Here is a 20,843-nt window from a genome sequence, read left to right on the forward strand (position 1 = left end):
CCGTCGTGACCGTTCCGATCCGCTCCATCCCGACCCCGGGGAGGGAACGTGCTCACCAGCGCGCACCGCACGGACGTCGTCATCGTGGGGGCCGGACTCGCGGGGCTGGCCGCCGCCCAGTTGCTGACCGGCGCGGGGATGGAGGTCACCGTCCTGGAGGCCGCGCCCCGGGTCGGCGGCCGCATGACGACCGATACGGTCGACGGCTTCCGGCTGGACCGCACCGGGCAGCTGGTGAACACCTCCTTCCCCGAACTGCGGCACACCCCGGGGCTCGACGCGCTCGCCCTGCGCCCCTTCTCGCAGGGGGTGCTGGTGCACAGCGACGGCCGTACGCAGCGGATCGGCGCGCTCCGCGGCCCCCGGAGCGGCTCCCGGAGCACGAGAGGCGCACTCACCACTGCACGCGCCCTCGCAAGCGCCGCCCGCGCGCCCCTGGGCGGCGGACTCGATCAGGCCCGACTCGGTGCCGCGCTCGGCAGGCTCGCCGCCCTGCCCGCGGACCGCCTCCTCGCCCGCCCCGACCGGCCGGTCCACGAGACCCTGGCGGGGCGGGGCCTACCCGCTCGTACCGTCGAGAGCGTGCTGCGCCCGCTTCTCATCTCGCTGCTGAGCGACCCGGGCCTGAACACGTCCAGCCGCTGCGCCGACCTGGTGCTGCGCGGCTACGCCCGCGGGCAGTTGTGCCTCCCTGCGGGCGGCGCCGCCACCGTCCCCGAGCTGCTGGCCGCCACCCTGCCGCCGGGGACCGTCCGTACCGGCGTACGCGCCACCTCGGCCGCCACCACCACCGTGACCACCGCCGCGCACGGCGAGATCGGCTGCCGCGCGGTCCTGGTGGCCACCGGGGCGCACGACGCCGCCGAACTCCTCCCCGGGCTGCGGCTGCCCGCCTTCCACCCGGTCACCGTGCTGCACCACACCACCGACCAGCCGCCGCTGCGCGAACCCGCGCTGATCCTCGCCGCGGACGGCCAGGGCCCCGTCGCGCACACCACGGTCGCGAGCGAGGTCGACCCCTCGCGCGCGCCGGGCGGCCGGGTGCTGATCACGTCCACCGTGCTGGGCGCCGCCGCGGGCCTGCCGACCGCCGAACTCGACCGGCGGGCCAGGACCCAGCTCGCCGCGGTCTACGGCACCTCCACCGCCGGCTGGGAGCTGCTCGCCGCCCACCACGACCCGCACGCGGTACCCGCCATGCCCGCGCCGCACGACCTGCGGCGCCCGGTGCGGCTGCTGTCCGGGCTTTACGTATGCGGCGACCACCGCGACGCCAGCACCGTGCAGGGCGCCCTCGTCTCCGGCCGCCGCGCCGCCCGGGCGGTCCTCCAGGACTTCGGCGCCACCCCCGGCTCCGGCAACACCCCCGCCCTCCCGGCGGCCGCCGCCTGACCGCGCCGCCCGGCGCTCCCGAACTGTCCTGCTCCGTAGGCCGGTCACCGGCCGAAAACCGCTTGAGCGCACGGCGGACACCGCGCACCATCGGATCCCCATGAACGACGAAACGTTCCTCGACCATGCCGCCGACCGGCTCGCCGCCCTGCCCTCCGTGCACGCCGTCACGCTCGGCGGCTCGCGCGCCCAGCGGACCCACGCCCCGGACAGCGACTGGGACCTGGCCCTCTACTACCGGGGCGGCTTCGACCCGGCCGAGCTGCGGGCGGTCGGCTGGGAGGGCGAGGTCTCCGAGGTCGGCGGCTGGGGCGGTGGCGTCTTCAACGGCGGCGCCTGGCTCACCATCGACGGCCGCCGCGTCGACGTCCACTACCGCGACCTCGACGTCGTCGAGCACGAACTCGCCGAGGCCCGGCAGGGCCGCTTCCACTGGGAACCGCTCCTCTTCCACCTCGCGGGCATCCCCAGCTACCTGGTCGTCGCCGAACTCGGCATCAACCAGGTGCTCCGCGGCGCCCTGCCCCGCCCCGCGTATCCGGAGGCGCTGCGCGCGGCGGCTCCCCCGTTCTGGCGCGAACGGGCCGCCCTGACGCTCGCGTACGCCCGGGGCTCGTACGCCCGGCGCGGCCAGGCCACGGAGGTCGCCGGGGCGCTCGCCACCGCCGCCATGCAGACCGCCCACGCGGTGCTGGCGGCCCGCGGCGAATGGGTCACCAACGAGAAGCGGCTGCTGCGGCGGGCGGGGCTGGGCCGTCTCGACATGATCACGGCCGGGCTGCGACCGGAGCCGGAGGCCCTGGCGCGGGCGATCGCGGAGGCGGAGGAGGTGTTCGGGACGGCGCGCTGAGCGGCCCCGGGGGGCGCGTCCACACTTCGCCGGGCGCCGAAGCGACCGCGTCCTACGCTGAACCCATGGCAGCCTCCCAGGCCTCCCCCGCCACTCCCGTCTCCCCCGGCGCTCCCTCCCGCGACGCGGATATCGCCCGCGCCGCCACCGCCCTCGCGGACGCCTCCCGCGCCCGGATCCTGCTGGCGCTGGCGGAGGGGCGGGCGCTGCCCGCGAGCGTGCTGGCCACCGAGGCGGGAGTGAGCGCGTCCACGGTGAGCGGACATCTGGCGAAGCTGCTGGAGGCCGGTGTCGTACGCGTCGAACAGCAGGGGCGGCACCGCTACTACCGGCTGACCGGCCCCGCCGTCGGCGAGGCCATCGAGGCGCTGGCCAGGATCGCGCCCCCACTGCCCGTCACCTCGCTGCGCGCATCCAGCCACGCCCACGCCCTGCGCCGGGCCCGCACCTGCTACGACCATGTCGCGGGCGGTCTGGGCGTGGCCCTGATGGCCGCCCTGCTGGAACGCTCCGTGCTGACCGGCGGCGACGGACGCCACCACCCCGAGACGGCCGAACGCGACCGGCTCTCCGCCCCCGGCAACGACACCCCGTACCGGCTGACCGACCGGGGGCGGGCCGAGCTGGCCGCGTTCGGCGTGGACACCGACCAGCTCCACGCCCGCCGCCGCCCCCTGATCCGCTACTGCGTGGACTGGACCGAGCAGCGCCACCACCTGGCGGGCGCCCTCGGCGCCGCGCTCACCGACCGGCTCTTCGAGCTGGACTGGATCCGCCGGGGAACGCGGCGCCGGGTGATCGACGTGACGGAGACGGGCGCGGCGGGCCTGGCCCGGACCTTCGGGGTGAGTGCGGACCGGCCCGACGCGGCGACTTCCTAGCCCAGCGCCGCGACCCGCTCCCGGTAGCCGCGGACCGGTGCCGCGTCCCGGTACGGCTCCAGGCGGCGTTCGAAGTCACGCACGTAGTCCAGCGCCCGCGCCGACCGCATCTCGGAGGCCTGCTGCGCCGCCTCCGCGCCCAGTGTGCACGCCTGCTCCAGCTCGCCGAGGCCCAGCCGGGCGGTCGCCAGCACCACCCGGCTGAAGAGGCGGCTGCGGGCGAACCCGGCGCCGCGCAGCCGCAGCGAGCGCTCCGCGTGCTGGGCCGCGGCCCGGTACTGCTGGAGGTCCCGGTGGCAGTGGCCGAACTCGTCGGCCAGCTGCGCCTCGTCGAAGGCACGCGCCCAGTACGGCACGTCGTCGCCCGGCCGAGACGTCTCCAGCGCCCGCTCGGCGCGGGCGAGCGAGGCGGTGGAGGCCCGCACCTCGCCGAGCACCGCGTGCCCGCGCGCCTCGACCGCGTGCAGCAGGGACTGGAGCACCGGCGGGGCGCCGCCGCCCACGCCCTGCTGGGCCACCCTGGCGAGCTGGACGGCCTCCCGGCCGTGGCCCAGGTAGACGGCCTGGCGGCTCATGGTCACCAGCACATAGCTGCCGTACGGCCGGTCCCCGGCGGCCTGCGCGAGCCGCAGCGCCTGGACGAAATACCGCTGGGCCAAGCCGTGCGCGGCGATGTCGTACGACGTCCACCCGGCCAGCCGGGTCAGGTCGGCGATGGCACCGAACAGCCGCCGCCCCGTCGTCTCGCCGTAGGTGCCGCGCAGCATCGGCTCGCCCTCGTGCTCCAGATAGCGCACCAGGGCCTGCCGGGCGTGGCCGCCGCCGTACGTCTGGTCCAGCGTCCGGAACAGCTCGCTGACCGAGCGCAGCGCCGCGATGTCGCCCGGGGTGACCCGGTGGCCGGGCCCGCGCTGGACCCGGTCCGCCTGCCGCTGCCGGGGCACGGGGGCCCGTTCGGCGGGGACGGCCCGCTCCGCGGGGGCGGCCCCGGCGGCGGCCGTCCGGCCCGCGGGGACCGCCCGGCCCGCGGCCGCCGCCCGGCCGCCCTGGGCGGGGACGGTCGGGCCACCGGCCGCCGGGGGCTCACCGCGGGCGACCCGGTCGTCGGGTCTGCCGATCAGCCAGTCGCGGCTGGGGACGACCAGCCCGGCCGGGGTGAACGCGATCTTCCGCAGCTCCGCGTGGCTGCCCGAGTCCTTCCGCCACAGCCCGCTGACGATGTCCACCGCCTCCTGCGGAGTGGCCGCGAACTCCAGCCCCGCGTACACCGGCGCACAGGCGTCCAACCCGAGGTCCTGGGCGGACAGCCGGCGGCCCAGCCGGCGGGTGAAGACCTCCGCGATCAGCGCGGGGGTGGTGCCGCGCGGCTGCTGGCCACGCAGCCAGCGGGTGACCGATGTCTTGTCGTACCGCAGGTCGAGGCCGTGCTCGATGCCGAGCTGGTCCACCCGCCGGGCCAGCCCGGCGTTGGAGAACCCTGCCTCGGAAATCAGCGCGGCGAGCTGACGGTTGGGGATGCGCTGGGGGGGTCGTTCCGTCATCAGCCTGCCGGTCTCCCTGATTCGCTCTGTGGAACGATTCGCTCTGTGGAACGGCGTGAATTTAACTCCCTGTAGCGGGCTGATCGCGCTGGTCGGACTCCTTTCATCCGATCGTGTGAGAACGAGCCGGATAGGGGTCCGAAAGTGCGCGGTCGTACAGTGGCGGAGGCACCGCCCACTGTTACGAGGTCCGAAAAGGAGCTTGCCGTGACCGCAACGTCCCCGGAGACGCCCCCCGCTTCGCAGACGCGACTGCGCTACGTCCATCTGGGGTTCGGGGCGGACGCCGTCGACTACCAGGAGGCGTGGCAGGAACAGCGCCGGGTGCACGCCGCCCGCTTCGCGGACGAGATCCCGGACACCTGTCTGCTGCTCGAGCACCAGGCCGTCTACACGGCGGGGCGGCGCACGGCCGACAACGAGCGCCCTCTCGACGGCACCCCGGTGGTGGACGTGGACCGCGGCGGCAAGATCACCTGGCATGGCCCCGGCCAGCTGGTCGGCTACCCGATCCTCAAGCTGCCGCGCCCGGTGGACGTCGTCGCGCATGTCCGGCGGCTGGAGGAGGCCATGCTGCTGACCTGCGCCGATTTCGGCGTGGAGGCCACCCGTGTGGAAGGCCGCAGCGGGGTGTGGGTGCTGGGCGACCCGGTGGACCAGCGGCCCGCGCTCGGCGGGCTGACGCTGGACTTCGACCCGCGGGTGGAGGACGAGGAGTTCGACCCGCGGCTGAACGGCCCGGAGTACGCCCCGTCCAACGCCGGACAGCGCCGCGAGGACCGCAAGCTCGGCGCGATCGGCGTGCGGGTCGCCAAGGGCGTGACCATGCACGGCTTCTCGTTCAACTGCGACCCGGACAACACCTCGTACGACCGGATCGTGCCGTGCGGCATCCGGGACGCCGGAGTGACGTCCCTCTCGGCGGAGCTGGGCCGGGACGTGACGGTCGCCGAGGTGATCCCGGTGGTCGAGAAACATCTGCGGGCGGTCCTGGAGTCCGCCGTTCCGCTGCCCCGCGCCGTGTAGGGCCCGGCCATGGGCCCAGAGGCCCAGGGACGGGCCCAGGGGAATGCGGCCCCCGACCTCACCGGTTGCCCTGGACGTAAATCCGTACGAATGACGGGCGTACCCTGGTGACCGCCGACGATTCGAAAGCCGCGCCACCCAGACTCGCCAAGCAAAGAGGAGTGCCGGACGTGTCCGCAGTCGCACCCGACGGACGCAAGATGCTGCGTCTGGAGGTCCGGAACAGCCAGACCCCCATCGAGCGCAAGCCCGAATGGATCAAAACGCGGGCGAAGATGGGCCCCGAGTACACCGAGCTGCACGGCCTGGTGAAGCGGGAAGGCCTGCACACGGTGTGCCAGGAGGCGGGCTGTCCCAACATCTTCGAATGCTGGGAGGACCGCGAGGCCACCTTCCTCATCGGCGGCGACCAGTGCACCCGGCGCTGTGACTTCTGCCAGATCGACACCGGCAAGCCGCAGCCGCTGGACCGCGACGAGCCGCGCCGGGTGGCCGAATCCGTGCGGACGATGGAGCTGCGGTACGCGACGATCACCGGTGTCGCCCGCGACGACCTGGACGACGGCGGTGCCTGGCTGTACGCCGAGACCGTGCGGCAGATCCACTCGCTCATGCCGGACACCGGCGTCGAGCTGCTGATCCCGGACTTCAACGCGGACCCCGACCAGCTCGCCGAGGTCTTCTCGTCCCGTCCCGAGGTGCTCGCGCACAACGTCGAGACGGTCCCGCGGATCTTCAAGCGCATCCGCCCCGGCTTCCGCTACGAGCGCTCGCTCGAGGTCATCACCAAGGCCCGCGAGGCGGGGCTCGTCACCAAGTCCAACCTGATCCTGGGCATGGGCGAGACCCGCGAGGAGGTCAGCGAGGCGCTGCAGGACCTCTACGACGCGGGCTGCGAGCTGATCACGATCACCCAGTACCTGCGCCCCTCCGCCCGGCACCACCCGGTGGAGCGCTGGGTCAAGCCGCACGAGTTCGTGGAGCTGAAGGAGGAGGCGGACGAGATCGGCTACGCCGGTGTCATGTCCGGTCCTCTCGTCCGTTCGTCCTACCGCGCGGGGCGGCTGTACCAGCAGGCCATCGACCAGCGGGAGAACGCAGCCCAGGCGGTGTGAAACCGAAGCGACAACGGCGGTGCGAACCCGGGCGGTTCGCGCCGCCGTTCGCTCGTCGGCGGACATGAATTGTCGGGCATCATCGGTCAACGTGAGCAACACGCTGTGTGAGTACGGGCACACCACGCTCTCCGCGTCCCTGACAAAACCGCAGGTCACAGCCACAATCTCCACCCCACCCAAGGCTTCACCGGTGTTTGACCGGCCGGTCACACACTGGTAACACCATTGGGTAACGATAAAACCACGCACCGCTCATAGCCGCGTGTTTCGTGATAATCCGCCGTTCCCGAGGGGTACCCATGCCGGCTGCGCCCGTACGCCCGTCCGTGACCGACGCGCTGCTCGCCCTGGAGGGACTGCTGCTGCGCGGCGGCCAGCGCACAGCCCGGCGTAACGCCTGGACCGCGGTCCTGGAGGACCGCCGACGCGCCAAGGACCGGACCGAAGCCCAGCACGTACTGGAGGCCGTGTCCACCGGGGCTTCCCAGGCCACGTAAACTTCGCCTTATGGCGCGGAAGGAAACATCCGAGAACCCCGGGCGACTGAAGCAGATCGCCCTGACCTACAAGATGACCAAGCGGGTCGACTCGAAGGTCGGCCTTGTGGTCGCCGGCGTGGGGATCATCACCTTCGGTGTCCTCCTCGCCATCGGCTTCCTCATCGGCCATCCCGTCTTCCTGGGCATCCTGGGCTTCGTCCTGGCCTTCCTCGCGATGGCGATCATTTTCGGCCGCCGCGCCGAGCGGGCGGCCTTCGGCCAGATGGAGGGCCAGCCGGGCGCGGCCGCCGCCGTTCTGGAGAACGTGGGCCGCGGCTGGTCGGTGACCCCTGCGGTGGCGATGAACCGCAACCAGGACGTCATCCACCGGGCCATCGGCAAGGCGGGCATCGTGCTCGTCGGCGAGGGCAACCCGAACCGGCTCAAGGGCATGCTGGCCGCAGAGAAGAAGCGGATGGGCCGCATCGTGTCGGACGTCCCGGTGCACGACGTGATCGTCGGCTCCGGCGAGGGCCAGGTGGAGATCAAGAAGCTCCGCACCACGCTGCTGAAGCTGCCGCGAGTGCTGCCGGGCGCGCAGGTGACGGTCGTGAACGAGCGGCTGCGCGCGCTGGGCGACCTCATGAGCAACATGCCGATCCCGAAGGGCCCGATGCCCAAGGGCATGCGCATGCCAAAGGGCCGCTGAGCGGCCGTACGCCGAGACTCCACGTAACGAAGGCGGCCCGGGACTTTCCGTCCCGGGCCGCCTTTCGTATGCAATCGGTGACTCGTATGCAATCGGTGACTCAGACGCGGATCTGAACCGCCCGCGACAACCGATCGTGCAGCCCGCGGGTGTCACGGTCGAAGACGACCGCGGGAATGACGAGCACCAGCAGCACACTGCGCAGCACGGCCCGCGGCAGGCTGAGCCGCGCCCCGCCCTCGCCGACCACCCGCAGCTTGAGCAGCAGCTTGCCGGGGGTCGCGCCGACGGTGCCCACGGTCAGCAGGCTGAGCACGAGGAACACGAGCAGCGCCCAGTTCCCGGCGGCCTGCGGATTGCGCCCGGCCAGCAGCCCGTACGAGACGAGCACGCACAGGCCCCAGTCGATGAAGATCGCCCCGAAGCGGCGTCCGAGCGGCGCGATCGCGCCCGGTCCGCTCTCGGGCAGCCCCAGCCCCTGGCCGCGGTAGCCCAGGTCGACGCCCATCTCCTCGGCGGCCGCGCGGGGGCCGGAAAGCCAGGATCCGATTGCTTGCCTCTTGTCCACGCCCATACGTTACTGCGGCCCCCCGCATACGCCCGTAACGGCCCCTGACCCGGTTAACCTGGGTGAAACAAATGGGTCATGCCCGGGAAATCCCGCCTGCTTATCGTCGGCGACAGCGCGCCACCCACGTGCGACCGCGCGACCGAACAAATCCCCGTCCCCTGCGGCCGGGCTAGGAGGAGTTGGATGTTCCAGAACGCCGACGACGCTCGGAAGTTCATCTCGGACGAGGACGTCAAGTTCGTCGACGTCCGATTCTGTGACCTTCCCGGCGTCATGCAGCACTTCACCGTACCGGCGGAGGCGTTCGACCCGAACGAGGAGCTGGCGTTCGACGGCTCGTCGATCCGCGGCTTCCAGGCGATCCACGAGTCGGACATGGCGCTGCGTGCGGACCTGTCGACGGCCCGTATCGACCCCTTCCGCCGCGATAAGACGCTCAACATCAACTTCTTTATCCACGACCCGATCACGGGCGAGCAGTACAGCCGCGACCCGCGCAACATCGCCAAGAAGGCCGAGGCCTACCTCGCCTCCACCGGCATCGCGGACACCGCGTACTTCGGCCCCGAGGCCGAGTTCTACGTCTTCGACAGCGTGCGCTTCGAGACCAAGGCGAACGAGGCCTTCTACCACATCGACTCCGAGGCGGGCGCCTGGAACACCGGTGCGCTGGAGGGCAACCGCGGCTACAAGGTCCGGTACAAGGGCGGCTACTTCCCGACCCCGCCGGTCGACCACTTCGCCGACCTGCGCGCCGAGATCAGCCTCGAGCTGGACAAGGCCGGCCTCCAGGTCGAGCGCCAGCACCACGAGGTGGGCACCGCCGGCCAGGCCGAGATCAACTACAAGTTCAACACGCTGCTGGCCGCGGCCGACGACCTGATGCTGTTCAAGTACATCGTCAAGAACGTGGCGTGGAAGAACGGCAAGACCGCGACCTTCATGCCGAAGCCGATCTTCGGCGACAACGGCTCGGGCATGCACGTCCACTCGTCGCTGTGGCAGGGCGGCATCCCGCTCTTCTACGACGAGCAGGGCTACGCGGGTCTCTCGGACACCGCCCGCTACTACATCGGCGGCATCCTCAAGCACGCCCCGTCGCTCCTGGCCTTCACCAACCCGACGGTGAACTCCTACCACCGTCTGGTCCCGGGCTTCGAGGCGCCGGTCAACATGGTGTACTCGCAGCGTAACCGCTCGGCCGCGATGCGCATCCCGATCACGGGCTCGAACCCGAAGGCCAAGCGCGTCGAGTTCCGCGCCCCGGACTCCTCCGGCAACCCGTACCTGGCCTTCGCCGCGCTCCTGCTCGCGGGCCTGGACGGCATCAAGAACAAGATCGAGCCGCCGGAGCCGATCGACAAGGACCTCTACGAGCTGGCCCCCGAGGAGCACGCGGGCGTCCCCCAGGTCCCGACCTCCCTCCCGGCCGTCCTCGACGCGCTCGAGGCCGACCACGAGTTCCTCCTCCAGGGCGGTGTCTTCACCTCCGACCTGATCGAGACGTGGATCGACTACAAGCGCACGAACGAGATCGCCCCGCTGCAGCTGCGTCCGCACCCGCACGAGTTCGAGCTCTACTTCGACGTGTAAGTCGCGGATCCCGCACGAAGGCCGCCGCCCCGTTCCGGGGTGGCGGCCTTCGCCGTGCGGGCGCCGTGAGCGGGCCGTCGCGCCGAGGGCCATGAGGCCGCGGATCAGACGGGTGGCTGAGCCCCGCCACTGCCCCTCGGGCGGTGGCGGGGCTCAGTGCTGGTCGGCCGGTTGGCGGGGGCTAGGAGGCGGGGTTCACCGTGTGGGTGTCGGTGCCGGAGGACGGCAGGAAACTGGCGTCGCCGGTGTAGATGGCGATCACGGGGTGGGTGCCGATGCCCAGGGTGCTGAGCGTCAGCGTGGCCACGCCGGCCGTCACGGGCTGGATGAAGGTGCCGCCGCCCGAGCCGCCGATGACGAAGGTCATCGTCCCCGTCGGGGCGCCCGCGCCGGGTGCGACGGGCGTGACGGTGGCCGTGAACGTCACCGGGGAACCGAGCGTCGACGGGTCCGGGGTGGACGCCACCGAGGTCGTCGTCGAGGCCTGGACGACCGCGATGACGGTGGCACCGGTGGAGGAGAGGAAGTTGGTGTCGCCGCTGTAGGTGGCGACGGCGGGATGGACACCGGCGCTCAGCCCGGAGGCGGTGACCGAGGTCGTACCGCCCGACAGCGTCCCCGTCAGGATGGGGCCGCCGGTGATGGTGAAGGTGACGGTGCCGGTGGGGGTGCCAGCGCCGAGCGGGATGACGGTGGCGGTGAGTGTGACCGACTGTCCGAACGTCGCCGGGTTCGGCGATGCCGTCACCAGGGTGATGGTGGGGGAAGCCATGATGGGCCCTCCAAGTGAGGTGGAGTGGTAGGCCGTTGGTCGCCAGGCCGACGCCTTGATCAGGGCGCGGCGGCGCATCGGGTGCCAGGGGGTGCACACTTACGGCGATCGACGCCGGGGCCTGCCCGCGTCACCGTCCCCCGGCGGACGTGGAACCCACCGGTCTGTAGCACCAGTAGGCGCGCGGATAGTGGCACAACGCCAGGTGCGCGAGGGCGAATTGCCCTGAATGGCGCAGCGCTCAGCGACTCGCGCCGTGTGCGCCGCGCGTACCGCCGATGCGCGGGTTTCCTGACCGGTGCGCACCGCGCGAGCGGTGTGCGGCGTGGTGCGTGTTCGCGTCGGGGGCGCGTACGGGAGGGGCGAGGTTGGACTTTCGGCAGTGTCCGGGCGGGCCCGGGTTCCGTAGCGTCTGGCCGGTGAAGACGATTGCGCGGGTCGTGGGGCGGGACCGACTGCCGGTGGCGGGGGCGGCCGTGGGGGCCGGGTTGAGTGTGGTGAGCCTGTGGTGGGTGGTGCCCACCGCGGTGGCCGCGTTCCGGGTGGGGAGGGGGCGCGGGCGGACGGGGGCCGCGGTGCTGGCGTTCGCGGCGGTGGTCTCGGCGGGGGTCGTCGCGGCGGCGGTGGTGCCGAGCCTGCTCGGGCTGGGGAGCCGGTTCGTGGGGGTGGTGGTGTGCGGCGTCATGGTGCCGTGGTTCGCGGGACGTTTCTGGCGGCAGTACCAGGAGCTGGTGCGGGCGGGCTGGGAGCGGGCCGAACAGGCGGAGCGCGAGCGGTGGTTGGTCGCCGAGCGCGCCAGGCTGCGGGAGCGGGCCCGGATCGCGCGGGACATGCATGACGTCCTCGGGCATGACCTCAGCCTGATCGCGCTGTCGGCGGGCGCGCTGAAGCTGGCGCCCGGGCTGGCGGAGGGCCACCGGCGGACCGCGCGGGACATCAGGGCGCGGGCGGAGGTCGCGGTGGACCGGCTCGGGGAGGTGATCGGGGTGCTGCGCGAGGAGGCCTCCACCGCCTCCCTCGCGCGGCTGGTCGACGAGGCTGCCGCCGCCGGGCTCGCCGTCGAACTCCGCACCGAGGGCGCCGAGGACGCCGAGGACGCCGAGCGGGCGGAAGGGGCGGAAGGGGCGGAAGGGGCTGATACGGGGCTGCCGCCGCTGGTGGAGCGGACCGCGTACCGCGTCGTCCAGGAGGCGCTGACCAACGCCGCCAAGCACGCGCCCGGTGCGGCGGTGACCGTCCGGGTGGTGTGCGGGGAGGCGGAGACGGTCGTCCGGGTGGAGAACGCGGAGGGGCACGCAACGGGTCCGCGTGCGCGGAGCGGGGGGCGTGGGCTCAGCGGGCTCGAGGAGCGCGTGACACTGGCCGGGGGCTCGTTCACGTACGGCCCCCGGGGCGGCGGCTTCGCCGTCGAGGCCCGGCTTCCGCATACGCCTCCGGAACGGACCGTTCCAGAGGCCCGCCAGGAACACCATCGCGCGCGCCACCGCATGCGGCGGGTGCTGATCGCGGCCGTCATGGTGCCGCTGGTGACCGGCGCGGGGCTGAGCGCCGCGCTGATGGGGTGGGACTGGGTGACGGCGTCGCGCGCGGTGCTGGACCCGGATGACTTCGCCCGGCTGCGGGTGGGGCAGGATCGCTCCGAGGTGGAGCGGGTGCTGCCGGACCGTCAGATGACCGATCGCCCCTCCGCCGCGGAACCGGAGGGACAGGGCATCAGATGCGAGTACTACGCGATGACGGCGGACCGTTTCGACGACCGTTCCGGGGACGCGTACCGGCTGTGCTTCCGCGGGGACGTTCTGGTGGCGCGCGATGCCCTCACGCCGTAATTCCCCTGGGCTGCCGGTGATCCGGGTGCTGGTCGCCGACGACGAGGCGATGATCCGCGCGGGCGTACGGGCCGTACTGGCCACCGATCCGGCCATCGACGTCGTCGCCGAGGCGGCCGACGGCCGGGACGCCGTGGAGCTGGTGCGGCGGCACCGCCCGCGGGTGGCCGTCCTCGACATCCGGATGCCGGTGATGGGCGGGATCGAGGCGGCAGAGGAGATCCGCAGGACAGTGCCGGAGACCGGGGTGATCATGCTGACGACGTTCGGGGAGGACGACTACATCCTGCGGGCGCTCGGCGGCGGCGCGGCCGGTTTCCTGATCAAGTCAGGTGAGCCGGAGGAACTGATCGCGGGGGTCCGCGCGGTGGCCGACGGCGCCGCCTATCTGTCACCGAAGGTCGCCGCCCGGGTGGTCGCGCACCTCGCGGCGGGCGGCGCCGGTGCCGTAGCCGGTCGGCGCGGCGCGGCCCGGGAGCGGGTCGCGGCGCTCACCGCCCGGGAGCGCGAGGTGCTGGCCTTCCTCGGCGGCGGGCTGTCGAACGGGCAGATCGCCCGTCGTCTCCATGTGGTGGAGGGGACGGTCAAGGCGCACGTCAGCTCCATCCTGGCCCGGCTGGGGGTGGACAACCGGGCCGCGGCCGCCGTCGTGGCGCATGAGGCCGGTGTCGTCACCCCGCCGTCCGAGCCATAGCGAGGTGACGCGTACGGCGAGCGGCTCCAGCGCGAGCAGCGCGGCCGTCACGACGCACGCGCCCAGGATCGCCCCGGCGAGTACGTCGTGCGGATAGTGCACCCCGGCCAGGACGCGCAGCAGCGCCGCCGCCGCGGCCGTCGGCAGCGCCAGGGCGGCCCAGCGCGGCCGCAGGACGGCCGTGCCGATCGAGAGGGCAGCGGCCAGGGTGGCGTGGTTGCTGGGGAACGACCAGTCCCCCGGCGCGGGGCAGTGGGCCATCGCCGCGGCTGACCGCACGGCACGGCAGGGCCGCTCCTCGTCCACCACCAGCTTCAGGGCCTCGCTGAGCGCGTAGGCGGCCACGGTGCCGAGGCCGACCAGGGCGGTCCCGGCGATGCCGCGCGCCTCCCCACGGCGCAGCGCCGTCCACCCCAATAAGGCCAGCAGCAGTCCGAGGACGGCCACGGTGCCCTCGCTCGCCGCCTCCAGAAGGGCCGCCGGAGCGCCGGCCACCGCTCCGGTCAGCGCACGGTACGCGGATGCCGAGGCTCCGTATCTGACCTCGACCGGACCGGGGTCCCCCAGCCCGCCCGGGGAGAGCCCGGCGACCGCCCCCGCGCCCGCGGCGAGCAGCGCCGCGGCCCACAGGAGCCGGGAGGTGGAGTGAGAGTGGGTTCGCATGACCCCGAACGTAGGAGCGACGCGGTCCGGAAACCCGGGCCGAACGGCAGGGCGGGACCTGGACGATGGTCGGGGTTGACGGGGAGGCATCAGGAGCGTCCCCGATCGTGTGGACCTCCGTCGTACGCCCTGCGACGCCCACGGCTTTGCGGCAAGGTGACCCGCACCGCCGTGCTGGACCGCATCGTTCAGGGGGACCCGTGGCAGCGTCGCAGACCGCCGGGCAACCGGCAGAACCGCCGGAACGGACGCCGGAGCAACCGGCAGAACCGCCGGACGAACAGCCGCCGGAGCAACCGGCAGGACAACCGGACGAGCCCGGTGAGGAGTTCCGGTTCCGGCCGCCCACGCCCGTGGCCCTGGAGACGATCACCACCCGGGCCATGGCCCGCCGCCTGCCGCAACTGGTGTGCCGCTCCCTGGGGTTGGCGTGGCGGGTGGACCGCCGGGCGGTGGTGGCGCTGCTGCTGTGCCAGGCGCTCGCGGGGTTCTTCGAGGCGTTCGGGCTGCTGGCGACGACCGGCACCATCACGGCGCTCATCTCGTCCGGGCACATCGGCGAGCGGCTGCGGGAGGCGCTGCCGTCGATCGCGGTGCTGGCCGGGGCGGCGGGGCTGCGGGCGCTGCTCGGCATCGCGGTGTCGAACATCTCCAGCAGGCTCTCGCCACGGATCTCGCGGGAGGCCGAGACCCAGATGCTGGACGCGGCGATCAACGCGGAGCTGGCGGCGTACGACAACCCCGGGTTCAACGACAAGTGGGACGCGGCGGACCGGGGCGCCGAGGTCGCGCAGGATCTGATCGTCGAGTCGCAGCAGCTGATGGCGTGTCTGTGCTCACTGATCGCGGCGGCCGGGGTGGTGACCGTGCTGCATCCGGCGCTGCTGCCGCTGTTGACGCTGGCCGCGCTGCCGCAGGGCATCGCGGGGATGAAGGGCGCGCGGGTGAGTTACGAGACGAGCCGGGCGATGAGCGCGGACCGGCGCACGCTCGGGCTGCTGCGCTGGTACATGGTGGACAAGGACATCGCCGATCAGCTGCGCTCCGGCACCATGGCGTCGTTCCTCCTGGAGCGGTACCGGGCGATCGGCGCGCGGGTGGACGCCGCGACCGACAAGGCGGTGCACCGGGGCGCCCGGTACGCGGTGGCGGGGGCGCTGGCCGGAGGGTTCGCGTCGGGTCTGGTGTGGGCGTCACTGGCGTTGCTGCTGGGCTCGGGGCAGATGTCGGTGGCCTCGGCGGGGACCGCGGTGTTCGCGCTGCGGACGGTGGGCGCGTCGCTGCAGGGGATGGTCGGGTACGGGACGCGGCTGTTCCGTACGGGGCTGTACCTGGACGACTGGGCGGAGTTCATCGAGGAGGCGGGCGGGCACCGGATGCGCCGCGGCAGCCGGGTGCCGGAGGTACCGCGGGTGATCCGCGCCGAGGGGCTGACGTACGCCTATCCGGAGTCCTCGGGGTCCGGCGCTCCGGCGCTCGCCGAGGTGAGCCTTGAGGTGCGGCGCGGCGAAGTGCTGGCGCTGGTCGGGGAGAACGGTTCCGGCAAGACCACCCTGAGCAAGCTGCTGACCGGGCTGTACCTGCCCACCGGGGGCGCGGTGACCTGGGACGGTACGAGCACCGCGGAGCTGGAGCCGCAGGCGATGTGGCGGCACACCGCCGTCGTGCCGCAGGACTACGCGCACTGGCCGCTGTCCGCGCGCGACAACATCACGCTCGGGCAGCCGCACGGCGGGGACGAGACGGTCCGGGCGGCGGCCGTCCACTCCGGTGCGCATGAGGTGGTCGACGGGCTGCGCAGCGGCCTTGACACACTGCTGGCCCGGCAGTGGTGGGGCGGGGTGGAGCTGTCCGGCGGGCAGTGGCAGCGGATCGCGCTGGCCCGCGCGTTCCACCGGCCCGCCGGGCTGCTGGTGATGGACGAGCCGACCAGCGCCCTGGACGCGCGCGCCGAGCACCGGATCTTCGCCGGGCTGCGACGGATGGCGCGGGACCGCGCGGTCGTGCTGGTCACGCACCGGCTGGCGAACGTCGCGGTGGCCGACCGGATCGTGGTGCTGGACCGGGGCCGGGTGATCCAGCAGGGCACGTTCGAGGAACTGACCCGATCGCCGGGCCTCTTCCGGGAGTTGTGGGAGCTGCAGAACGACCGTGGGGTGCCCGCCCCGCGTCGTGGCGGGACGTCCTGAAAGTGTCGTGCGGTCCGCCCTCAGGCCACGCGGGCACGGGACGCGGCGATCTCGGCGTACGCGGCCTCGCGGCCCTCCCAGTGTGATCCCTCGACGGACTTGCCGGGTTCGAGGTCCTTGTAGACGTCGAAGAAGTGGGTGATCTCCATGCGGTCGAACTCGGGCACGTCATCGATGTCCTGGACGTCCACATAGCGCGGATCGTGGGCGGGCACGCACAGGATCTTCTCGTCCGGCCCCTTCTCGTCCCGCATGCAGTACATGCCGATGGCCCGGCAAAGGATCACGCAGCCGGGGAAGGTGGGCTCGCCGACGGTGACCAGGGCGTCGAGCGGGTCGCCGTCGCGGCCGAGGGTGTGGTCGATATAGCCGTAGTCGGCCGGGTATTTCGTGGCGGTGAACAGCATCCGGTCCAGCCGGATGCGCCCGGCCTCATGGTCCATCTCGTATTTGTTGCGGGACCCCTCGGGGATCTCCACGACGACGTCGAATTCGGCGGCGGACTCCATCGCGACCTCCGGTCACCGGTGGGCGTCCTTCCAGTGTGCGCCGTGCGAGCGGCTCACGCACCGCGTACGAGGGCGGTTCACGCACCGCGTACGAGGGCGCCGACCTCGGCCTCGAAGAGCGCCCCCGGATCGAAGCCCATCCCGCTGAACTGGCCCTGCACTTCAAGGCTGATCACCCCGTGCAGCCGGGTCCAGGTGGCCAGGGCACGGCTCTTCAGCTCGCCGTCCGGCTCCGGGCCGGGGGCCCAGGGGCCCACGCCCTCCAGCTGCCGCGAAAGCTCGGCTTCGAGCGGGGTCGGGGCGGTGGCGCGGTCCAGGGTGGCGCAGGCGTCGAGGATGGTGCGCATCAGGGAACCGGCGATCTCGGTGGTCTCGGCGGGCGCCTGGTATCCGGGCACCGGGGTGCCGTAGATGAGCAGGTAGCGGTCGGGCTGCCGCTTGGCCCAGTCGCGCAGGGCGTGGGCGAGGACGCGGAAGCGGTCGGCGGGGGCGGCGGCCTCGACGGCGGCGGAGGACACCGCGGCCAGATCGCGGTAGGCGTCGGTGATCAGCTCGGTCAGCAGCTCGTCCCGGCCCGCGAAGTAGCGGTAGAGCGCGGGGCCGGTCATGCCCATCGCCTTCGCGATCGCGTTCACCGAGATGCCCGCCGTGCCCGACTCGGCGAGCTGGGTCAGGGCCACGGCCTTGGCCTCCTCCCGCGTCTGCTGCCGGTAGCGCTCTCGCCGTGCTGTGGCCATGGGCGCGCCCTTCCCTTCTCGTGCGGTCGTACGGCCCTCGTGCGGACCTTGAGCGGAGCTCGGACCGTAAAAACGGGGCTTGACACATCGAGGGTAACAGGCTCATTGTTTCGTTAGAAGTTCTCACATCCGATAGAAGACCTCACGCCTTCACGACCTCACGAACCTCCCGACCTCACGAACCTCCCCACCTCACGAGAAATGAGGCCTTGCCATGCCGCTCACCGACACCGAGGTGCTCACCGAAATCGTCCTGCCCGGTCCGGTGGATCCGGAGGGGCTTCAGCTCCGCTCCCGCGCGGTGCCCGAACCCGGCCCCGGCCAGGTCCTGGTGGCCGTCGAGGCGTCCGGGATCTCCTTCGCCGAGCAGCAGATGCGCCGCGGCAAGTACTACGACCAGCCGCCGTTCCCCTTCGTGCCCGGATACGACCTGGTGGGCACAGTCGCCGCGACGGGCGCGGGGGTTGATCCGGGGCTGCGGGGCGGGCGGTTCGCCGTGCTGACCAAGGTCGGCGGATGGGCCAGCCATGTCCTGGTCGACGCGGGCGATCTGGTCGCCGTGCCGGATGGCGTGGGCGCGGCCGAAGCCGAGACGGTGGTGGTCAACGGGATCACGGCGTGGCAGATGCTGCACCGGGTGGCCGGGGCCCGCGCCGGGATGACCGTGCTGGTCCACGGGGCCAACGGCGGGGTGGGGTCCACCCTGGTCCAGCTCGCCCGCCGGGCCGGAATCGCGGTCATCGGCACCGCGTCGCCCCGCCACCACGACGCGGTGCGGGCGCTGGGCGCCACCCCCGTCGACTACCGCGACCCCGATCTGGGCGCGCGCGTGCGCGAGCTGGCACCCGGCGGGGTGGACGCGGTCTTCGACCACATCGGCGGCGAGGGCATCGTGGAGTCGTTCCGGCTGCTGGCCCGCGGCGGCACGCTCGTCTCGTACGGCACGGCGGCCACCCGGGACGTGCCCGGCTCATCCCGGGCGCCGGTCCTCAAGCTGCTCGCCCGGCTCATGCTGTGGAATCTGCTGCCCAACGGCCGGAAGGCGCACTTCTACAACCTGTGGGCGGGCAGGCGGCGGCGCGCCGCCTACCAGGCGCGGGTGCGGGAGGATCTGGGCCAGGTCCTCGCGCTGCTCGCGAGCGGTGAGCTCACCGCCCAGGTGGCCGCGCGGATTCCGCTCGCCGAGGCCGCGCGGGCGATGCGGCTGGCGGAGTCCGGCACGGTCACCGGCAAAGTCATCCTCGTGACCGGCGAGGGCTCATGACCGGCGAGGGCTCATGAGCACTGAGCGGCAAGGCCTCTTGAGCGCCGGGCTCCTGGCCTTCCTCGCCCTCCCCACCCTCCTCACCGTGATAATTTTCGTATACGAGTGGTATGCGAGGAGGCATGGGCCCAGTGCAGTCCGGACGAGAAAAGGCGTACGCGTTCCTCAAGGAGACCGTGCTGACCGATCCCGACATGCAGGGCCGGTTCCTCACCGAGCAGGAGATCGCCGACCGGATCGGCATCTCCCGCACCCCCATCCGCGAGGCGCTGCTGCTGCTCGCGGCCGAGGATCTGGTCCAGTTGGTGCCCAAGCGGGGTGCGCAGATCGCGCCGCTGTCCGGCCGGGAGATCACCGAGCTGATGGAGCTGCGCGGGATCGTCGAGCGCTACGCCGCGGAGCAGGCCATCGAGCAGCGGAAGGTGCCGGTCGAGGAGCTGACGGAGCTGCTCGAGCGGCAGCGCGGGCTCAGCGGGCCCGAGCACGCCAAGGAATTCATCGCCGTGGACCACCTCTTCCACGCGACCATGGTCGCCTCGGTGGGCAACGCTCTCCTCAACCGGCACTACGACGGGCTGCGCAGCCGTCAGATCCGGGCCGGGGTGGTGGCGCTGTACAACCGGACCGGCCGCCAGCAGGCGGTGCTCGCCGAGCACCAGGCGATCCTGGACGCGGTGGCCTCCGGAGACCCGGAGGCGGCACGCACCGCGATCAGTGGTCACCTGGAGTCGACGCTCAAGGTGCTGCTCGCGGGGTGAGCCGCTCCCCGGGACCGCGCCAGTCCTGGAGCACCTTGACCCTCGGGCTGCCTTGAGGCGCCCGGGCCGCCTCAAGCCCCGGCCGGGGTCTCGGAGTCGGCTTCCGGGTAGGTGATCACCAGCATCGTCACCCCGTGCTCGGAGGCCCACGGACCATGGGGCATGCCCGGCGGGCGGCACGCGTAGTCCCCCCGCGAGAAGGTCCGCCCCAGCGTCAGGTCGCGCATGTCGCCCTCGAGGAGGTAGACCTCCTCCCAGCAGTCATGGCGGACGACTCCGGACCGCGAGGTGTCGGTGCCCGGCTCCCACCGGACGAGCGCCGTGCGACGCGCACCGCTCCCGTCCGCGGCGAGGGTCTGCTCCCGGACACCCGGGACGGCCCCCTCAGGCACCTGCCAGGCTCCCGAGGGACGGTGGAACTCCAGCTCAGGTTTGGCCCGCCCGCTCATGCCTGGGTGCCCAGCTTGCGGTTGGCCAGGACGGACACCGTGCGCCGCACCGCCGCGACCTCCTCGGTGCCGACGTCCGCCACCAGCAGTCCGGGCGCCGCCTCCAGCCGCTCGCGCACGGTCCCGTCGGGGCCTACGAGGGCGCTGTATCCGATGCCGGTGGGGGCGCTCGTCGAGGGCACCTCGGCGCCGCTCGCCGCCGGGTCGGCCTGGCCCACGGCGGCCAGCCATACGGTGGCGTCCAGCGCCCGCGCCCGGGTCAGCAGCTCCCACTGCTCACGCTTGCCGGGGCCCGCGCCCCAGGAGGCCGGAAGCAGCGAGAGCACCGCGCCCGCGTCGGCGTGCGCCCGGAACAGCTCCGGGAAGCGCACGTCGTAGCAGGTGGCGAGGCCGATCCGGACGTCGTCCAGTTCGAAGGTGACCACCTGGGAGCCCGGGGCCACGGTCTTGGACTCCGCGAAACCGAAGGCGTCATACAGATGGATCTTGTCGTACGCGGCCTCGACCCCGGGGCCGGTGGCCAGCAGGGTGTTGGTGACCCGTCCGTCGGGGGCCGGGGTGAACATGCCCGCCACGACCACGAGCCCGGCGTCCTGCGCGATCCGCCGGACCTCGGTGGCCCAGGGGCCGTCCAGCGGTTCGGCGAGCGGGCCCAGCCGGGTCCCGAAGCACGCCATGGCGGCCTCCGGGAAGACCACCAGCCGGGCGCCCTCGGCCGCCGCGCGCAGCGCCTGCTCGCGCAGCGTGACGAGGTTCGCCTTCGGATCCGGACCGGTGGTGATCTGGCTCAGTGCGATGCGCATGGGGTGTGTTGCCTTC

General features: G+C 72.8%; 20 protein-coding genes and 1 pseudogene. 13 read left to right on the forward strand and 8 right to left on the reverse strand.

The window, feature by feature from the left end; all coding sequences use genetic code 11:
- The first annotated feature begins 48 nt into the window (after positions 1 to 48).
- From ACZ6CL_RS10465 to ACZ6CL_RS10475, 3 genes are all read left to right on the forward strand, one after another.
- The gene (locus ACZ6CL_RS10465; protein WP_468933790.1) at positions 49 to 1,392 is read left to right on the forward strand and encodes an NAD(P)/FAD-dependent oxidoreductase; all 1,344 of its coding nucleotides are present in this window, start codon (positions 49 to 51) and stop codon (positions 1,390 to 1,392) included.
- A gap of 100 nt (positions 1,393 to 1,492) precedes the next feature.
- Positions 1,493 to 2,242 (forward strand): nucleotidyltransferase domain-containing protein, encoded by a 750-nt coding sequence (locus tag ACZ6CL_RS10470; RefSeq protein ID WP_468933792.1) that lies wholly within the window; start codon positions 1,493 to 1,495, stop codon positions 2,240 to 2,242.
- 65 nt (positions 2,243 to 2,307) lie between these two features.
- Positions 2,308 to 3,123: an ArsR/SmtB family transcription factor gene (locus tag ACZ6CL_RS10475; protein WP_468933795.1), complete on the forward strand. Its 816-nt coding sequence runs from the start codon at positions 2,308 to 2,310 to the stop codon at positions 3,121 to 3,123.
- On the opposite strand, the gene ACZ6CL_RS10480 is transcribed toward ACZ6CL_RS10475, so the two are convergent.
- Positions 3,120 to 4,664 (reverse strand): regulator, encoded by a 1,545-nt coding sequence (locus ACZ6CL_RS10480; protein WP_468933798.1) that lies wholly within the window; start codon positions 4,662 to 4,664, stop codon positions 3,120 to 3,122. The two genes, ACZ6CL_RS10475 and ACZ6CL_RS10480, sit on opposite strands and share 4 nt — an antisense overlap.
- A gap of 207 nt (positions 4,665 to 4,871) precedes the next feature.
- On the opposite strand from ACZ6CL_RS10480, the gene lipB reads away from it, so the two are divergent.
- The 4 genes from lipB to ACZ6CL_RS10500 all read left to right on the forward strand — a co-directional run bounded on the left by lipB (position 4,872) and on the right by ACZ6CL_RS10500 (position 7,996).
- Positions 4,872 to 5,690, forward strand: coding sequence for a lipoyl(octanoyl) transferase LipB (gene lipB, locus ACZ6CL_RS10485; protein ID WP_468933800.1), 819 nt, complete (start codon positions 4,872 to 4,874; stop codon positions 5,688 to 5,690).
- A gap of 170 nt (positions 5,691 to 5,860) precedes the next feature.
- Positions 5,861 to 6,805 (forward strand): lipoyl synthase, encoded by a 945-nt coding sequence (gene lipA / locus ACZ6CL_RS10490; RefSeq protein ID WP_385438236.1) that lies wholly within the window; start codon positions 5,861 to 5,863, stop codon positions 6,803 to 6,805.
- A 302-nt stretch (positions 6,806 to 7,107) separates the two neighbouring features.
- Positions 7,108 to 7,305, forward strand: coding sequence for an SCO2195 family GlnR-regulated protein (locus ACZ6CL_RS10495; protein ID WP_179933831.1), 198 nt, complete (start codon positions 7,108 to 7,110; stop codon positions 7,303 to 7,305).
- A gap of 10 nt (positions 7,306 to 7,315) precedes the next feature.
- A complete protein-coding gene (locus tag ACZ6CL_RS10500; RefSeq protein ID WP_468933804.1) occupies positions 7,316 to 7,996 on the forward strand; it encodes a DUF4191 domain-containing protein in 681 nt (226 codons plus the stop codon).
- A 100-nt stretch (positions 7,997 to 8,096) separates the two neighbouring features.
- On the opposite strand, the gene ACZ6CL_RS10505 is transcribed toward ACZ6CL_RS10500, so the two are convergent.
- Positions 8,097 to 8,564 (reverse strand): RDD family protein, encoded by a 468-nt coding sequence (locus ACZ6CL_RS10505; protein WP_468933807.1) that lies wholly within the window; start codon positions 8,562 to 8,564, stop codon positions 8,097 to 8,099.
- Positions 8,565 to 8,750: 186 nt separating this feature from the next.
- Here ACZ6CL_RS10505 and glnA point away from each other — a divergent pair, with 186 nt between their 5' ends.
- Entirely contained in the window at positions 8,751 to 10,160 is a 1,410-nt protein-coding gene (gene glnA / locus ACZ6CL_RS10510; RefSeq protein ID WP_468933810.1) for a type I glutamate--ammonia ligase, read from the forward strand.
- 181 nt (positions 10,161 to 10,341) lie between these two features.
- On the opposite strand, the gene ACZ6CL_RS10515 is transcribed toward glnA, so the two are convergent.
- Positions 10,342 to 10,932 carry an Ig-like domain-containing protein gene (locus tag ACZ6CL_RS10515; RefSeq protein WP_468933812.1) on the reverse strand — a complete coding sequence of 197 codons (591 nt, stop codon included), beginning with the start codon at positions 10,930 to 10,932 and terminating at the stop codon, positions 10,342 to 10,344.
- Positions 10,933 to 11,351: 419 nt separating this feature from the next.
- Between ACZ6CL_RS10515 and ACZ6CL_RS10520 the strand changes: the two genes are divergently transcribed.
- Positions 11,352 to 12,761 (forward strand): sensor histidine kinase, encoded by a 1,410-nt coding sequence (locus ACZ6CL_RS10520; protein ID WP_468933815.1) that lies wholly within the window; start codon positions 11,352 to 11,354, stop codon positions 12,759 to 12,761.
- Entirely contained in the window at positions 12,745 to 13,455 is a 711-nt protein-coding gene (locus tag ACZ6CL_RS10525; protein WP_468933818.1) for a response regulator transcription factor, read from the forward strand. Before ACZ6CL_RS10520 ends, ACZ6CL_RS10525 begins: the two co-directional genes overlap by 17 nt.
- Here ACZ6CL_RS10525 and ACZ6CL_RS10530 read toward each other — a convergent pair.
- A pseudogene (locus ACZ6CL_RS10530) lies at positions 13,435 to 14,118 on the reverse strand (phosphatase PAP2 family protein); the annotation flags it as partial. The gene ACZ6CL_RS10525 and the pseudogene ACZ6CL_RS10530 sit on opposite strands and share 21 nt — an antisense overlap.
- A 200-nt stretch (positions 14,119 to 14,318) precedes the next feature.
- Between ACZ6CL_RS10530 and ACZ6CL_RS10535 the strand changes: the two are divergent.
- The gene (locus ACZ6CL_RS10535; protein WP_468933821.1) at positions 14,319 to 16,307 is read left to right on the forward strand and encodes an ABC transporter ATP-binding protein; all 1,989 of its coding nucleotides are present in this window, start codon (positions 14,319 to 14,321) and stop codon (positions 16,305 to 16,307) included.
- Between the two features lie 20 nt (positions 16,308 to 16,327).
- Here ACZ6CL_RS10535 and ACZ6CL_RS10540 read toward each other — a convergent pair whose 3' ends face one another.
- Positions 16,328 to 16,816, reverse strand: a complete 489-nt coding sequence (locus tag ACZ6CL_RS10540) for an inorganic diphosphatase (RefSeq protein ID WP_468933824.1) — start codon at positions 16,814 to 16,816, stop codon at positions 16,328 to 16,330.
- A 77-nt stretch (positions 16,817 to 16,893) separates the two neighbouring features.
- Positions 16,894 to 17,553, reverse strand: a complete 660-nt coding sequence (locus ACZ6CL_RS10545; protein WP_468933826.1) for a TetR/AcrR family transcriptional regulator — start codon at positions 17,551 to 17,553, stop codon at positions 16,894 to 16,896.
- 214 nt (positions 17,554 to 17,767) lie between these two features.
- Between ACZ6CL_RS10545 and ACZ6CL_RS10550 the strand changes: the two genes are divergently transcribed.
- Both ACZ6CL_RS10550 and ACZ6CL_RS10555 read left to right on the forward strand, forming a co-directional pair.
- Positions 17,768 to 18,817 (forward strand): medium chain dehydrogenase/reductase family protein, encoded by a 1,050-nt coding sequence (locus ACZ6CL_RS10550; RefSeq protein ID WP_468933829.1) that lies wholly within the window; start codon positions 17,768 to 17,770, stop codon positions 18,815 to 18,817.
- Positions 18,818 to 18,948: 131 nt separating this feature from the next.
- On the forward strand, positions 18,949 to 19,575 hold the full coding sequence (locus ACZ6CL_RS10555; RefSeq protein ID WP_468935183.1) for a GntR family transcriptional regulator: 627 nt from the start codon (positions 18,949 to 18,951) through the stop codon (positions 19,573 to 19,575).
- A 71-nt stretch (positions 19,576 to 19,646) separates the two neighbouring features.
- On the opposite strand, the gene ACZ6CL_RS10560 is transcribed toward ACZ6CL_RS10555, so the two are convergent.
- The gene (locus tag ACZ6CL_RS10560; RefSeq protein ID WP_468933832.1) at positions 19,647 to 19,967 is read right to left on the reverse strand and encodes a cupin domain-containing protein; all 321 of its coding nucleotides are present in this window, start codon (positions 19,965 to 19,967) and stop codon (positions 19,647 to 19,649) included.
- Between the two features lie 53 nt (positions 19,968 to 20,020).
- Entirely contained in the window at positions 20,021 to 20,827 is an 807-nt protein-coding gene (locus ACZ6CL_RS10565) for a carbon-nitrogen hydrolase family protein (protein WP_468933835.1), read from the reverse strand.
- Positions 20,828 to 20,843 lie beyond the last annotated feature (16 nt).

This window comes from Streptomyces sp. NPDC041200 (assembly GCF_055591805.1).